Here is a 15,058-nt window from a genome sequence, read left to right on the forward strand (position 1 = left end):
ACTGCCGCGAGAAATATGCCTCCTCTCTTGGTTTCGTCGATTCCTTACCCTGACTGTGCTAAACTGGTTCCATAAAGGAGGCGTTTTAATGCGAATCGTATCCATTTGCCCAAGCAATACTGAATTGCTCGCTTTTTTAAATGCCGATCACTTGCTCGTCGGTGTCGATGATTATTCCGACTGGCCAAAGAGCATTGATGGCCTTCCGCGTCTCGGACCGGATTTATCCATCCGCATGGACGAAGTAGAAGCTCTTGCACCGGACCTTGTACTGGCGTCACTCAGCGTACCTGGCATGGAAAAAAACATTGAAGAACTCAAACAGCGCAAGATCCCCCACCTTATCCTCGATCCACAATCGCTCACTGACATCCGAAGCGATTTGAAGACAGTGGCTGATGCCATAAACTTTGACAGCTCAGCAGTGCTCGAGGAATACGACGAGGCGATCCACGAACTGAAAAAACGCGGCGACAGTACAAGCTCCTCCCCTTCCCTGTACTGGGAATGGTGGCCAAAGCCTGTGTTCACTCCCGGAGGCGTCAACTGGCTCAGCGAAATTAGCCGGTTAATCGGTGCCCGCAATTGTTTCGAAGATGAAGAGACCGCGAACATCCAAACCGATTGGGATGCAGTTAGGCAACGAGAGCCAGACTTTATTTTACTTGCTTGGGTCGGCATCATGACTTCAAAGGTCAAACCAGAATTGGTATTAAAACGGCCTGACTGGCAATCCATGAAAGCGATCGACCATATCCACGTCATGGAAGAGGCTTTATTTTGCCGGCCATCCCCTAGATTAATCGAAGGCGCCATTAAGCTCGGCAAACTTGTTCACCCACTGGCGTTCGAAGATTTTCCGCTTCCTTCTTTTATTAAGGAAAAGCAATCGAATAGATAGGATCGACACGCAAAAAATCCAGCGGCGCATTGAAAGCGCCGCTGGATTTTTTTCTTTTAAAGTTGGTTGCGTCCCGGTTCAGTATCCCCGCGAATATTCGTCGAGCCTTGTGTTCCGATCAATGGATCTTCGCCTTCTTTCAAGCGGTTCACGTCGCTTGGCTCAGATTGCTTCGTTTTATCTTCTTCCACTAACACAAGAATGCGTCCTTCTTTGAATTGCTCTTCGTAACTTTTCGCTTCATCTTCCGGCACGCCTAGGCCGATTAAAGCACCCGCAATCCCGCCAACGCCCGCGCCAGCTACTGCGCCAGTCAGGCCAGCCGCAATTGGACCCGCTGCGACAATTGGCCCAATCCCAGGGATCGCTAGCGCCCCAAGGCCTGCCAACACACCTCCAAGGCCGCCAAGCGCACCTCCAGTAGCCGCGCCAGCTGCCGCGCCTTCACTGGCCTGGGTTCCGGTTTCTTCGGTTACACGCTCCACGTCTTTTTTATCTTTACTAAGAACCGAAATGTCTTCATCTCGGTAGCCTTGCCGCTGAAGATCCTCGATTACTTCCACTGCTTCCATTTCCGTTCCGTATGACCCGACTACTCGTGACATCTCTTTCGTCCTCCCTTGTATGAGTTCCTATATTGGTTTATGTATCTAAGATTGTCTTTCCCTGTCAAAAGGGTATTAAACCTGTGCGGGCACTTGAAAAGCCGCCTGCGTCAGCAAGCGGCTTTTGTGTTTAAACAAAATGAATCATATGATATTTTTTCTTGCCGCGGCGGACAACGGCAAACTCATCGTCCAAGCGGTCTTTTTCATCGACTACGTATTCAAGGTCTCGAATTTTTTCACCATTGATGGAAATGGCACCGTTCGTGATATCTTCACGCGCTTGTCGTTTCGAAGGGGATACTTTGCCATCCACAATCAAATCCACAATCGGTTTTGCTAGTTTTGGCATCTCAACAGAAGGAACATCTTTGAACGCCGCCTTCATTTCGTCCGCGCTCAAACTTTTCAAATCACCGCTGAACAAAGCCTTCGTAATACGTTGTGCGTCAAGAAGTGCTTCTTCGCCGTGAATGAGCTTGGTCATTTCTTCTGCTAGTACCGTTTGTGCTTTTCTAAGATGTGCTTCCGTCTCTACACTTTCAGCGAGTGCTTCAATTTGTTCCTTTTCAAGGAAAGTGAAAATCTTCAAGTATTTAACAACGTCCGCATCCGCTGTATTAATCCAGAACTGGTAAAACTCATAAGGAGAAGTTTTTTTCGCGTCGAGCCAAACAGCACCGCCAGCCGTTTTGCCGAATTTCGTGCCGTCCGCTTTAGTCACAAGCGGAATCGTGATGCCGAACGCTTTCGCTTCTTCTTCATGTGTCTTGCGGATTACTTCAAGACCGGATGTGATATTGCCCCATTGGTCCGAACCGCCAATCTGCACGCGGCAATTATATTCATTGTACAAATGATTAAAGTCAATGGCTTGGATCAAGGTGTAGGAGAACTCTGTAAATGAAATCCCGCCTTCAAGACGCGATGCCACCGAATCTTTTGCCAGCATGTAATTGACGGAAATCAATTTACCGAAATCACGTAGGAATTCGATAACGCTCATGCCGCCGATCCAGTCACGGTTATTGACCATCTTCGCTCCATTTTCTGTTTGGAAATCAAAAATCTGTTCCATTTGCTTTTTGATGGAATCGACATTGCGATCGATCTGTTCTGTCGACTGCAATTGACGTTCTTCGTTGCGACCAGACGGATCTCCAATCATACCGGTGGCCCCGCCCACCAATAGGATCGGCCGATGTCCATGCAGTTGGAAGCGGCGCAATGTTAATAGCGGGACAATGTGTCCAATGTGCATGCTGTCAGCTGTCGGGTCGACGCCGCAGTATAATGAGATTTTTTCCTGGTCCAGTACACTTGCCATTCCTTCTTCATCCGTTTGTTGATATAGAAGCCCGCGCCAGTTCAAGTCTTCGATTAATGCATTCGTCATCTAATTTTCCTCCTCTATTTTTGATTCACCTGATTGCCGGGACACAAAAAAGCCCCTGCATGAAATTCATGCAGGGACGCATATGCGCGGTACCACCCAGCTTGGAGGACGTAGCCTCCCACTCGAATGTGCCAGACGGGGCACTTCCGCAAACTCCAGGCCTGTAATTCGTGGCATGCGTTTTGGCCGGTTCGCACCTCCCACCGGCTCTCTGATTTCAAAACTGCATGCCCTACTGCGGACCTTTCTTCGCTTGATTATAAAGATTCTATACTGTAGTGTACTCGAATCCTAAAGATTGTCAATATCTTTCGTTTCAATTATCGGATTATGCTATAATAGAAAAGATTTTTAGGAGGGGGATAATGTGCAAGATAAACTCAGAAGATGGTTATTGAAGGCAGAAGAAACAACCGATAAATGGACGTCCCACAAATGGTTTAAACGATTCAAAATCACCACGGGAGTCATTTGGAATTTGGCAATCATTGTAGCGATTATTTTGGTAGCAGGTGGCGTATTCGCTGCATCGGCAGGAGCTGGCTATTTCGCTTCCCTCGTGGACGAAGAACAGCTGCGGACCGAGGATGAAATGCTGTCAGACATTTACAGCTATGAGGAAACTTCTCAATTGTATTTTGCCGACAATACCTACCTTGGCAAATTGCAGACCGACCTTGACCGTGAAGAAACGACATTAGAAGATGTTTCTGATGTTGCTATTGATGCGGTACTAGCTACCGAAGACGAATATTTCTTCGAACATGATGGCATTGTCCCGAAAGCGATCATGCGCGGATTGTTCCAGGATGTCTCTAACTCAGACAGCCAATCAGGAGGATCCACGTTAACTCAGCAATTGATTAAAAACCAAATTCTGACGAACGAAGTCTCCTACGAACGAAAAGCAAAAGAAATTCTCTTGGCTATGCGCCTCGAAAAATTCATGACCAAAGAAGAAATCATGGAAGCCTATTTGAACATCATTCCTTATGGCCGAAATTCAGCTGGCATGAACATCGCTGGGATTGAGACTGCGGCAAAAGGCATATTTAATGTGCCAGCGAGCGACTTGAACTTGCCGCAAGCGGCATTCATCGCCGGCATCCCGAAAGCGCCTTTCAGCTATACGCCTTATGCGGCCGGTGGGGTCCCTAAAAAAGGGGAGGCTTTGGAACCTGGCCTCAACCGTATGAAAACGGTACTTTATCGCATGCTTGAAACAGGCTACATCACAGAAGCTGAATACCAAGAAGCGCTGGAGTACGATATCGCTGCAGACTTTAGAACGGGCGAAACCCGTTCATACGAAGACCATCCTTTCGTGACGACTGAGTTGGAAAAACGTGCAACTCGTATCATTATGGATGTGTTGGCAGAACAAAATGGCGTCGATCCTGAAACACTTGACCAAGACCAAAACTTATACGAAGAATATGCGATTTTAGCTGACCGTGCAGTGCGTTCGAATGGCTACCGTATCCATTCAAGTATCAATAAAGACCTGTACATCGCACAAGATAAAGCACAAAAAGCGTACCAAGGATACGGCACGACCTTGTCCGAGGATTATATTGACGAAAACGGCGAAACCAAAACCCGCCAATTGCCTGTCCAAGTCGGCAGTGTCACTTTGGAAAACGACACCGGCCGCATCTTGAGCTTTGTCGGCGGGCGTGATCACGAAATTGAAAAACTGAACCACGCAACCCAAGCCTACCGATCGATCGGATCGACGGTTAAGCCTTTACTTGTTTATGGCCCAGCCTTGGAAAATGGCTTGATCGGCGCTGGCAGCCCAGTAGTCGATGTGAAGTTCACATTAAACGACAACGGTAAACCATATGAACCAGCTAACTTTGTTCCAACAAGCGAGCAAGGCATCATGCCAGCGCGTGACGCACTGGCCCAATCGCAAAACCTTCCTGCATTGCGTTTGTTTGCGCAAATGCGTGACGATATGCCGATCCAATACTTGATCGACAATGGCTTCTCGCGCGTAGAGGAAAATGATGGCGTCGTTTCTGCAGCACTCGGCGGCGGTATCGAAGGTTCTGTTGAAGAAGTTGCGAACGCTTATGCCGCACTCGCCAATGGCGGCAAGCATATGGAAACGACCATGATCGATAAGATCGAAGATGCAGACGGCAATGTCATTTATGAACACGAAGTCGAAGCAAAAGATGTCTTCACGCCACAAGCGTCGTATGTATTGACCGATATGCTGCGCGATGTTTTCAAAACGGACCGCGGAACGGCTAGCCGTGCGAATGGCATGCTGAAATTCAATGCCGATTTTGCTGGTAAGACCGGAACGACACAAGACACTAAAGATGTCTGGCTTGTCGGCTATAACCCGAACATCACGATGGGTGTTTGGCTTGGCTATGATCAAGAAAAATTCACCCTGGATAATTTCCGGAACCAGAATTTACAGCCATCCGTCCGCGTCAATCAATTGTGGGCAAACTTAATGAATACAACTTATGATGTGGCACCTGACGCAATTGGCTCTGGCGATACATTTAAAGAACCTGAAGGTGTCGTCTCCCGTTCATTCTGCGGCATTTCTGGATTTGCGCCAAACGATGCTTGTAAAAAAGCGGGCTTGGTCCGTTCCGATTTGTTCATCGCGGATATCATGACGCCAAAAGCTGGCGATGATAGCTTGAGCAGTGGATCGTATACGACCATCAATGGCAAGCGCTATGCTGCCTTATCAACTACACCAAGTGAATTTGTATCTGGCGGTGGCCTCGGCGTGTCTGAGGAATATGTTGACCGCATGCTCGCACCATTCGGCGGAGATGCAGGGAAATTATTCCCTGGCAGTTCACGATTCAGCAACGTCGTTTCAAGTGCTACATTTGATGCAGACAGTGCAGCCCCTGCCCCGGTCGGAACTTCGATCAACGGACGCACCATCACGTGGAGCGATTCCGCTTCGAATGATGTCGTCGGTTACCGCGTATTCCGAAACGGCAGCAGAGTTTCTTCTGTATCAGAATCGAGCAGCAACTCCTATAGTGCGCCTGGCCCTGGAACGTATACAGTTGTCGCAGTGGACATTACAGGCCGTCAATCGGCTGCTTCCAACGGCGTAACGATCGAAGCGCCAAAACCGGAACCGAAGCCGGAACCAGCTCCTGAACCGGAACCGGAAAAAGAACAAGCTCCGGAACCACCGCAAGAAACTGAAAAACCGGAACCGGAAGAAAAACCGGCCGAGGAAAAACCGGCTCCTGAAGAACCAGAGGAACCGGAGGAACCCGAAGAAGAAGAACCTGAAGAGGAAGAACCTGAAGAGGAAGAAGAAGAGGAAGAACCCGAAGAGCCTTCAGAACCAGACACTGAAGCTCCTGAAAGTGAAGAAGACGCAGCATAACGAAAGCCCCTCTGCATTAGCAGAGGGGCTTTTACTAGTCTTCCATTGTGGACAAATCGCCAGTCGGCAAATCCAATTCCCACGCTTTCAAGACGCGGCGCATGATTTTGCCGCTTCGTGTTTTCGGAAGCTTGTCTTTAAATTCGATTTCACGCGGTGCTGCGTGTGCAGCCAATTCTTTTTTAACGAACTGACGGATTTCTTCAATCAATTCATCGGACGGCTCATAACCTTCTACGAGCGCAACGAAGGCTTTAATGATTTCTCCGCGTACCGGATCGGGTTTTCCGATGACACCTGCCTCGGCTACCGCTGGATGCTCCAGCAGTTTGCTTTCTACTTCAAACGGGCCGACCCGTTCGCCAGAAGTCATGATGACATCATCGACTCTGCCCTGGAACCAGAAATACCCGTCTTCATCCATATAGGCTGAGTCGCCGGACACATACCACTCATCATTCAAGAAATAGGAATCGTATTTTTGCGGATTGTTCCAGATTTGCCGCATCATGGATGGCCATCCTTTTTTGATCGCCAGATTGCCCATTTGGTTGGCTGGCAATTCCGTGCCTTGATCGTCAACGATCGCTGCTTGAACCCCCGGGATCGGTTTGCCCATTGAACCTGGCTTGATCGCCATCGACGGGTAATTGCAAATGACTTGTCCACCTGTTTCCGTCATCCACCACGTATCGTGGATGCGTTTATCGAAAACTTGCGCTCCCCATTTGACGACTTCTGGATTTAGCGGTTCCCCAACAGACAAGACGTGGCGCAAAGTTGAAAGATTGTATTCTTTCACTAAAGCGTCTCCTGCTCCCATCAGCATGCGGAATGCTGTAGGTGCGCTATACCAGACCGTAACGCCGTAATCTTCAATAGCTTGATACCAAGCATCAGGAGAAAAGCGTCCGCCCAGAATAACGGTTGTGACACCATTGAGCCACGGAGAGAACACGCCATATGCTGTGCCTGTAACCCATCCGGGGTCAGCTGTGCACCAGTAAATATCTTGCTCTTGAAAATCCAGTACCCATTTACCGGTTTGATACTGTTGCACCATTGCATATTGCGCATGCAAGACACCCTTAGGTTTGCCGGTAGAGCCGGAAGTATAATGAAGCACCAAGCCATCTTCTTTTTCCAGCCACTCCACATCGAATTCGTCCGAGCAGGAATTCAGATGCTTCAAGACGTCGACATGGCCATCTGTTTCTTCTGCCCCTTCTTCCCCGACCAGGAAGATGGTTTTCAAATTTGGAAGGCGGTCTTTCGGGATACGCGGAAGCAATTCTGGCGTCGTAATGATTGCTTTGGCATTACTATCCTCGAGACGGTCATAAATGGCCCCTTCCATAAATGCTTCGAATAACGGTCCAACGATCAAGCCCATCTTCAACGCTCCGAACATAAGGAAATATAATTCAGGAGAACGGGGCATAAAGATGAAGATACGGTCCCCTTTTTCCAAGTCGGAATGTGATTTCAATAGATTTGCCGCACGGTTCGTCATGCGTTTCATTTCGTAAAATGTATAAGTTTCATTCCGATGTTGATCTATATAATAGAGAGCAACTTTGTTTTTACGATCCGATTCAGCATGGCGATCAATCGCCTCATGGGCCATATTGATTTTCCCGGTTTTCGCCCAGCTGAACTCTTTTTCAACTTCGGACCAGTCAAAATTCGCTGACTGCTCTTCGTAATTATGTAAATGATGCTTTCCTGGTTTTGCTGGTAACGCTTCCACTCTCACATAAATCATCCTTTCCTATTGTTTCTCTATATTCTACATCAAGCTGGAAGGGAAATGCTAATAATTTTAATTCTTTAGAAAATACGGTGTATTTATCCAAGCAACTTTCTTTTCCTTTCCCCCTTCATGTATAATAAAACTAATTGCAACCACAGGCGGTGAAATGATGGAACATAAGAAGACGTACAATGCGATGGAGTTAAAAACGAAACACGGACGTATCATCATCGAGGGACCAGTCCCTTCTAGAGAGTTAAAAGAGCTCGATTTCCATGAAGACTTGACGGCTTTCCGGCCTCCAGAACAGCAGCACAAAGCCATTACAGATATTGCTGATTTGCCAGAAGGGCGCATCTTGATTGCGCGTGACCAGAACATGATTGTTGGGTATGTCACATACCTCTACCCCGATCCGCTCGAGCGTTGGTCTGAAGGAAAAATGGAAAATTTGATTGAGCTCGGGGCAATCGAAGTCATCCCGAAGTATCGGGGCGCCGGCGTCGGCAAAGCGCTGTTACAAGTGTCGATGATGGACGATGCTTTCAACGATTTTATCGTCATCACGACAGAATATTATTGGCATTGGGATTTAAAAGGTACTGGACTGAATGTTTGGGAGTACCGTAAAATCATGGAAAAAATGATGCAAGCGGGTGGACTTGAATATTTCGCTACCGACGATCCGGAAATTAGCTCACATCCAGCCAATACGCTAATGGCACGCATCGGTTCGCGTGTCGATACAGACTCGATCCAACAGTTCGACCAGCTGCGTTTCATGAACCGCTATATGTACTGATTACTAAAGGGGTGTTTGTATGCTGATAGAAGAAATTATGAAGAAAGACGTATTCACGCTGCGTTCAGACCAGACCGTCCAAGACGTGTTGGATTTGTTTGAAGAAAAACGAATTCGCCACGCCCCCATCGTTGACGATGGAAAAGTTGTCGGCATCGTCACCGATCGTGATTTAAAAGACGCGATGCCTTCCATGTTTACCGTATCTCCAAAAGGTGAACCGTATAAAAAGAAAGTATCGGAAATCATGACCAAGGATCCGATGATCGCTCACCCGTTAGACTTCGTAGAGGAGATTGCTTTATTGTTCTATGAGCAAAAAATCGGCTGCTTGCCGGTCGTCAGCCAAAATGAACTTGTGGGCTTTCTAACAGAGACCGACTTGTTGTATACGTATATCGAGTTGACTGGTGCGCATCAGCCCGGGTCTCAAATCGAAATTAAAGTGCCCAACCGCTCTGGTGCTCTATACGAAGTGAGCAAAGTGTTTTATGAGCATAAAGTTAATGTATTAAGCGTCCTCGTCTATCCGGACCGGGAAGACAATGCCAATAAGATATTGGCTTTCCGTATCAAAACGATGAACCCCATTTCCATTATTGAAGATTTGCGCAAAGAAGGTTTCGATGTCCTATGGCCGAATCTCTTACAGGAATGAAAAAACACGCTGTCTTCATCTATTCAGAAGATCAATTGGGGTATAAATTTTCTGAAACGCATCCGTTCAACCAAAAACGGCTCATTTTAACGATTGACTTGCTGAAGGAAATGAAAGCCCTTCCAGAGGATTTGATTGTGCCTGCACGGACTGCAACAGATGAAGAATTATTGCTTGCGCACGACCAGCGCTATATCGACATCGTCAAAAAAGCGAGCCGCGGCGAAGTCACACCGGAAGCTGGCGAAGGCTATGGCATCGGGACAGAAGATACGCCGATTTTCGAGAATATGCACGAAGCGAGCGCCCGCTTAGTCGGCGGCACTTTGACTGCGGTTGACCAAGTAATGGAGGGCAAAGCGGAACATGCATTAAACCTTGGTGGCGGTCTTCATCATGGCTTTCGCGGAAAGGCATCGGGTTTTTGCATCTATAATGACAGCTCAGTCGCCATCCATTATTTGAAACAGAAGTATGGCGCACGCGTCTTGTATATCGATACGGATGCACATCACGGGGATGGCGTCCAATGGTGTTTTTACGACGACCCCGACGTCTGTACGGTATCTATTCATGAAACTGGCCGCTATCTGTTCCCTGGCACTGGCAATATCAATGAGCGCGGAAGCGGCCAAGGCTATGGCACTTCATTCAACTTCCCGATCGACGCGTTCACAGAGGACGAGTCGTTTCTGGACATTTACCGGACCGCTATGCGCGAAATCATCGAGCATTTCAAGCCCGATGTCATTTTAAGCCAGAACGGCGCCGATGCACATTATCTAGATCCCTTGACTCACTTGAGCAGTACAATGGAAATCTACCGCGAAATCCCCAAAATCGCCCATGAACTGGCACATGAATTCTGCGATGGCAAATGGATAGCGGTCGGTGGCGGCGGGTATGACATCTGGCGGGTCGTACCACGCGCCTGGTCAATGCTATGGATGGAAATGAACAGTCAGCCTTTGCCGCACGGGAAACTGCCTGAAGCATGGCTCAAGCGATGGCAAACAGAATCTCCTGTCCCTTTAATCGAGACCTGGTCAGATCCAGAAAACATGTACAAGCCCATTCCAAGGAAAATGGAAATCACAGAGAAAAACCAACAAATGCTCGACAAAGCTCTCTACATGATTCGTAATCAGTGAATTCCACTTGATTCATTCGGAATATTCCGCAGCTAAAAAAAAAACGCCCTTGCGACGGGATTAAATTCAATCCTAATGCAAGGGCGTTTTTTATTGTATTCGCCGATTACTCGTTTTTTGTTGACTGCCGTTCTTCCAATCGATAAGGCAGCACGACTTGATTTTCTTCAATTTCTTCATCATTCATATACTTTGTCAACAAGCGCATCGCAACAGCACCGATATCGTATAACGGCAAAGCCACAGCTGTCAGCATCGGGCGTGCCATGCGGGCAAGTTTCGAGTTTTCGTAAGTGATGACTTCCACATCTTCAGGAATCTTTTTGCCGAGTGCTTCCACTGCATGGATAACACCGATCGACATTTCGTCATTGCTGACAAAATACGCCGTCGGTTCAACCGTTTCCAGTGTCTGCACAGCCGCTAAACCTTCCTCGTATGTGTTATTGCATTCAACGACCAACCGCTCATCATAGCCAAGGCCCGCTGCTTTCAAAGCATCCTGATAGGCTTTCAACTTGTGTTCACGATTAATCTCAGAGGACAAGGGTCCCGAAATATAAGCGATTTTCTTATGGCCGCTGTCGATGAATTTTTGCACCGCTTCATATGCCGCCGCATAATAATCAATGTTTACAGAAGCAATCGTTGCCGTATCATCAAGCGACCCTGCTAAAACGATCGGTGTAGGCGATCGCTCCATTTCCTTGCGCAATTCATCAGAAATCACATCGCTCATGAAGACGATGCCATCAACTTGCTTGCCAAGCATTGTTTCAAGTAATTGCAATTCTTTGTTTGGATTTTGATCGGAGTTGGACAAGATGATATTGTAGCGATACATCGTCGCAATATCTTCGATGCCCCGTGCCAGTTCAGAATACGAACTGTTTGAGATATCTGGTAAAATGACGCCGACCGTTGTGGTTTTTTTGCTCGCCAATCCGCGAGCTACGGCATTCGGACGATAGCCGAGTTCTTCAATCACTTTCAGTACTTTTTTTCTTGTGGCCGGTTTTACATTTTGGTTGCCATTCACTACACGGGATACGGTAGCCATGGAAACGTTTGCCTCACGTGCCACATCATAAATCGTAACGGTCATTTTGCGCCCTCCTGTTCCATTCTTTCATTCAATGATACGATAACCGCTTTATGAATATCAACTCTTATTATGTATTGAAGCAGCGCTTACAAGGAAAGTTCATGAAACTGTCCATCTTTCTGGCGTTTTCATGCCCTTTATCGCTTACTGCTTATGAAAAATAAAAAAAGCCGGAACGCGTCCGGCTTTTTCTTATATTTTCAATTCATACTGCTTCATGAATTTCATCAATGAATCGTAGTATTCATCGAATTGCGGCAAACTCATTTGTTGCTGAGCATCAGACAGTGCGACTGCTGGATCCGGGTGGACCTCCGCCATCACGCCGTCAGCTCCAATTGCGATTGCTGCTTTAGCAGCAGGCAAAAGCAAATCGCGGCGTCCTGTAGAATGCGTAACATCTACGAATACCGGCAAATGCGTTTCTTGTTTCAAGATTGGCACGGCAGAAATATCAAGCGTGTTGCGTGTCGCTTTTTCATATGTGCGGATGCCGCGCTCGCACAGGATGATCTGGTCGTTTCCGTTCGCGATAATATATTCAGCTGCTTTGATGAACTCATCAACAGTCGCAGACATGCCGCGCTTCAAGAGCACCGGTTTATTGATCTGTCCAACTGCTTTCAATAGTTCGAAGTTTTGCATATTACGTGCGCCGACTTGAACAACGTCTACGTAATCAAGTGCTTCTTCCAAATGATGAGGTGTAACAATTTCAGAAACAACGCCAAGCTTGTATTGGTCAGCTGCTTTTTTGAGCATCTTCAATCCTTCTAAGCCTAGCCCTTGGAAGTCATATGGCGATGTGCGCGGCTTGTATGCGCCGCCGCGGATCAATTTCAAGCCTTTGTCGCTAATAGCCTGTGCTACTTGGTCGACTTGCTCTTGGGACTCTACTGCACACGGACCGAAGATGAATGATGGTGCGCCTTCGCCGATCTTTTCACCGTTAACGGAAACGATCGTGTCTTCTGCCTTTTTCTTGCGTGAAACGAGAAGTGCTTTGCGGCTATCTTCTTCCTGCATATCAAGTGCAGATTTGAAAATTTCCTTGAAAATATGATCAACGGTCTTTTGATCGAGTGGGCCTTTGTTGTTTTCTTTTAATAGATTCAACATGTGGCGCTCGCGCAATGGATCGTATTTCGTTGCACCTTGTTTTTCCTTAATCTTTCCGATCTCTTGGATCACGGAAGCTCTCTCATTGATAAGAGATAGAATTTGCAGGTTCACTGCATCCACTTGTTCTCTAAGCTGTTCTAATTCTGTCTGACTCATTCTCAACTTCCCCTTTCAAGAGTGACGCTATAATAGCTGTCATATTAACACGATATGACCATTATAAGCAAACTATTCAGCAAAGTCACGAAATATGTTTAGCGATTCAACGCACTAAAGCGTTTTCACTAGCAAAATCAGGCCAGAAATGTACACGTGGCGGGGCATAGAACATTTCCATAAAATATTTTTTGCATAGTAAAAGCGGATGGAATCACTCCATCCGCTTTTCTTAAACACTCGTTACCTTAAGCAATGAATTCCTTCATCGCTGCGTTTTTGATTTTATTATGGCTTGCATGCCAATCAACTTGCTCGCTGGCAAAATGGAAAAGTTGGGGAGACTCATGGCGAATTCCCGTTATCTCTTCCATAGCCGTCGAAAGTTGCTTGTCTTCCTGGACGACCAAGTAAAGAAATACTTGCTGGGGGTGCAATGATGCATACTCAGCGTATTCTTTCCAGGCGCCTGCTGAGATTGGGCAAGTGTTACTGTGCTTGAGCAACCAATAATGCTGCTCGTTGCCTACCGCTTGCTTAAGCTCATCCAAGTTTCTCACATGTACAAAGTTTTCCATTTTAACCGCTCCCAAAATTAATTCTTTTTGTTTTGATTGCCTTGTGAACTTGAAGATCCCTTAGCCGCTGAAGAGCTTTTAGCGTTTGATGAAGAAGTCGAATCGGCCGAACCTTGAGAGCTTGCGGCGGCATTTGTCGCTGCAGATGTTTTCGAATCGTTATGGCTCGATTTGTTTTCTTCTTTCACTTCTTCAACCGCTTCTTTCAATGCATTGGCTGTAGATGTAAACGCATCGTTACCGGCTTTGTCACCGCTATCGACTTTGTTTTGAACAGTTTCCAGCAATTCTACACTTTCTTCGCCCTCAGACGAAGCCGTGCCGTCATCCATCGGCGAATTGCTTGCTTTCAGGTTTTTTACTTTGTCGACTACTTTTGTCGATTGCTCTTTCAATTGTTGCGTAAAGCCTTGGCCATCGTTTGAATCGCTTGATTCTCTCGACTGCTGTGCTTTTTCTTTGAAGGTATTAGCTTGTGTCTTCAAATCTGCTTGCAGCTCTTTTCCAGCTTTAGGAGCGAAAAATAACGCTGCTGCCGCACCTACTAAGCCGCCTACGATCATGCCCGTTAGGAAACCAGATCCGCCAGTTGACTCCTCGTAATCATATAGGTCGTCATAACGGCTTGATGAACCGTATGATTGAGGCACATATTGGCTTTGTTCGTATTGTCCGCCTTGGTCGCTGTATTTGCCGCCTTGCGTGTAATATTCGCCATTGTATTGGGATTCGTTATAATCAGGTTTAGAATACGTGTTTTTGTTTTTTCCCATTGTCCATTCCTCCATTATGTTCATGATTTGATTGTTTTAATATTGATCGCTGCTGCCTGGCAATTTCTTCTGGCCAGGAACCGGCGCGTACTGTTCTGTGCTGCGTGATTGATAGGCTTTGCGTTCTTTCCATTTGTCTGCAATGCCCATGGCAACATTGCTCCACTGAACTACTTGGGCAATTTTGTCTTCGTTTTCTTCGACTTGCACGCCAACGCGTGAAGTGATGCTGCGGACTGTAGAGTTCAAGTCCGTCACGGAGTTTCCGACGCCTTTAACTGCATCGACGACACCATTCAGTTTCTCTGATTTGACTGAAATGTCTTCTGCCAATTCATTTGTCTTATGCAAAAGGTTTGTTGTCTCTAATGTAACTCCCTGCAATTGGTTCTCCAGCCCTGAAACAGTTCCGGAAACCTCTTTTAATGTATTCTTGAGTGAGTTCAAGGTCATTGCCAGCGCTATACATAGTACTAAAAATCCAACAGCGGCTACAATCGCGGCAATGTAAAGCAAAATTGACCAATCCATTCTGTTTCCTCCTTCGGTTTTGTTAAGTATCGTATACCTGTTTCTACCCTGCCCTATATGGGTTTAAACACGCCTCTAATATTATTCGGCAAAAGCTTTGAAAGCCCTTCTCCATCTATAAATTTTTTCGTATTTCTTGTCG

At 46.8% G+C, this 15,058-nt stretch carries 13 protein-coding genes; 5 read left to right on the forward strand and 8 right to left on the reverse strand.

Going from position 1 to position 15,058, the window contains the following annotated elements:
• Positions 1-88 precede the first annotated feature (88 nt).
• Complete coding sequence (locus AY633_RS11855; protein WP_068488534.1) at positions 89-901, forward strand: cobalamin-binding protein; 813 nt, start codon at positions 89-91, stop codon at positions 899-901.
• A gap of 56 nt (positions 902-957) precedes the next feature.
• On the opposite strand, the gene AY633_RS11860 is transcribed toward AY633_RS11855, so the two are convergent.
• Entirely contained in the window at positions 958-1,506 is a 549-nt protein-coding gene (locus AY633_RS11860) for a general stress protein (RefSeq protein ID WP_068488535.1), read from the reverse strand.
• Positions 1,507-1,636: 130 nt separating this feature from the next.
• On the reverse strand, positions 1,637-2,902 hold the full coding sequence (gene tyrS, locus AY633_RS11865) for a tyrosine--tRNA ligase (protein WP_068488536.1): 1,266 nt from the start codon (positions 2,900-2,902) through the stop codon (positions 1,637-1,639).
• A gap of 367 nt (positions 2,903-3,269) precedes the next feature.
• Here tyrS and AY633_RS11870 point away from each other — a divergent pair, with 367 nt between their 5' ends.
• Entirely contained in the window at positions 3,270-6,287 is a 3,018-nt protein-coding gene (locus AY633_RS11870) for a transglycosylase domain-containing protein (protein WP_068488537.1), read from the forward strand.
• Positions 6,288-6,321: 34 nt separating this feature from the next.
• Here AY633_RS11870 and acsA read toward each other — a convergent pair whose 3' ends face one another.
• Positions 6,322-8,043 (reverse strand): acetate--CoA ligase, encoded by a 1,722-nt coding sequence (gene acsA / locus AY633_RS11875; RefSeq protein WP_068488538.1) that lies wholly within the window; start codon positions 8,041-8,043, stop codon positions 6,322-6,324.
• 166 nt (positions 8,044-8,209) lie between these two features.
• Here acsA and AY633_RS11880 point away from each other — a divergent pair, with 166 nt between their 5' ends.
• The 3 genes from AY633_RS11880 to AY633_RS11890 are packed head-to-tail and all read left to right on the forward strand — an operon-like array spanning position 8,210 to position 10,651.
• On the forward strand, positions 8,210-8,842 hold the full coding sequence (locus AY633_RS11880) for a GNAT family N-acetyltransferase (protein ID WP_068461600.1): 633 nt from the start codon (positions 8,210-8,212) through the stop codon (positions 8,840-8,842).
• A 19-nt stretch (positions 8,843-8,861) separates the two neighbouring features.
• Positions 8,862-9,500 (forward strand): acetoin utilization AcuB family protein, encoded by a 639-nt coding sequence (locus AY633_RS11885; RefSeq protein WP_068488539.1) that lies wholly within the window; start codon positions 8,862-8,864, stop codon positions 9,498-9,500.
• On the forward strand, positions 9,497-10,651 hold the full coding sequence (locus tag AY633_RS11890; protein WP_068488593.1) for an acetoin utilization protein AcuC: 1,155 nt from the start codon (positions 9,497-9,499) through the stop codon (positions 10,649-10,651). The genes AY633_RS11885 and AY633_RS11890 overlap by 4 nt, the downstream gene beginning before the upstream one ends.
• A 106-nt stretch (positions 10,652-10,757) precedes the next feature.
• Here AY633_RS11890 and ccpA read toward each other — a convergent pair whose 3' ends face one another.
• The 5 genes from ccpA to AY633_RS11915 form a co-directional block, all read right to left on the reverse strand.
• Positions 10,758-11,756 carry a catabolite control protein A gene (ccpA, locus tag AY633_RS11895; protein ID WP_068488540.1) on the reverse strand — a complete coding sequence of 333 codons (999 nt, stop codon included), beginning with the start codon at positions 11,754-11,756 and terminating at the stop codon, positions 10,758-10,760.
• Between the two features lie 192 nt (positions 11,757-11,948).
• Complete coding sequence (locus AY633_RS11900; protein WP_068461594.1) at positions 11,949-13,034, reverse strand: bifunctional 3-deoxy-7-phosphoheptulonate synthase/chorismate mutase; 1,086 nt, start codon at positions 13,032-13,034, stop codon at positions 11,949-11,951.
• Between the two features lie 248 nt (positions 13,035-13,282).
• Entirely contained in the window at positions 13,283-13,612 is a 330-nt protein-coding gene (gene ytxJ / locus AY633_RS11905) for a bacillithiol system redox-active protein YtxJ (protein WP_068488541.1), read from the reverse strand.
• Between the two features lie 17 nt (positions 13,613-13,629).
• Positions 13,630-14,385, reverse strand: a complete 756-nt coding sequence (locus AY633_RS11910) for a YtxH domain-containing protein (protein WP_068488542.1) — start codon at positions 14,383-14,385, stop codon at positions 13,630-13,632.
• A gap of 36 nt (positions 14,386-14,421) precedes the next feature.
• Entirely contained in the window at positions 14,422-14,916 is a 495-nt protein-coding gene (locus AY633_RS11915; RefSeq protein ID WP_068488543.1) for a DUF948 domain-containing protein, read from the reverse strand.
• Between the last annotated feature and the right edge of the window lie 142 nt (positions 14,917-15,058).

The organism is Planococcus maritimus, assembly GCF_001592825.1.
Taxonomy (GTDB): Bacteria; Bacillota; Bacilli; order Bacillales_A; family Planococcaceae; genus Planococcus; species Planococcus maritimus_C.

Coding starts and splice junctions, on each gene's coding strand:
- AY633_RS11855 (WP_068488534.1), top strand. CDS start 89: ATGCGAATCGTATCCATTTGCCCAAGCAATACTGAATTGCTCGCTTTT.
- AY633_RS11885 (WP_068488539.1), top strand. CDS start 8,862: ATGCTGATAGAAGAAATTATGAAGAAAGACGTATTCACGCTGCGTTCA.
- tyrS (WP_068488536.1), bottom strand. CDS start 2,902: ATGACGAATGCATTAATCGAAGACTTGAACTGGCGCGGGCTTCTATAT.
- ccpA (WP_068488540.1), bottom strand. CDS start 11,756: ATGACCGTTACGATTTATGATGTGGCACGTGAGGCAAACGTTTCCATG.
- AY633_RS11900 (WP_068461594.1), bottom strand. CDS start 13,034: ATGAGTCAGACAGAATTAGAACAGCTTAGAGAACAAGTGGATGCAGTG.
- AY633_RS11890 (WP_068488593.1), top strand. CDS start 9,497: ATGAAAAAACACGCTGTCTTCATCTATTCAGAAGATCAATTGGGGTAT.
- ytxJ (WP_068488541.1), bottom strand. CDS start 13,612: ATGGAAAACTTTGTACATGTGAGAAACTTGGATGAGCTTAAGCAAGCG.
- AY633_RS11910 (WP_068488542.1), bottom strand. CDS start 14,385: ATGGGAAAAAACAAAAACACGTATTCTAAACCTGATTATAACGAATCC.
- AY633_RS11915 (WP_068488543.1), bottom strand. CDS start 14,916: ATGGATTGGTCAATTTTGCTTTACATTGCCGCGATTGTAGCCGCTGTT.
- AY633_RS11880 (WP_068461600.1), top strand. CDS start 8,210: ATGGAACATAAGAAGACGTACAATGCGATGGAGTTAAAAACGAAACAC.
- AY633_RS11860 (WP_068488535.1), bottom strand. CDS start 1,506: ATGTCACGAGTAGTCGGGTCATACGGAACGGAAATGGAAGCAGTGGAA.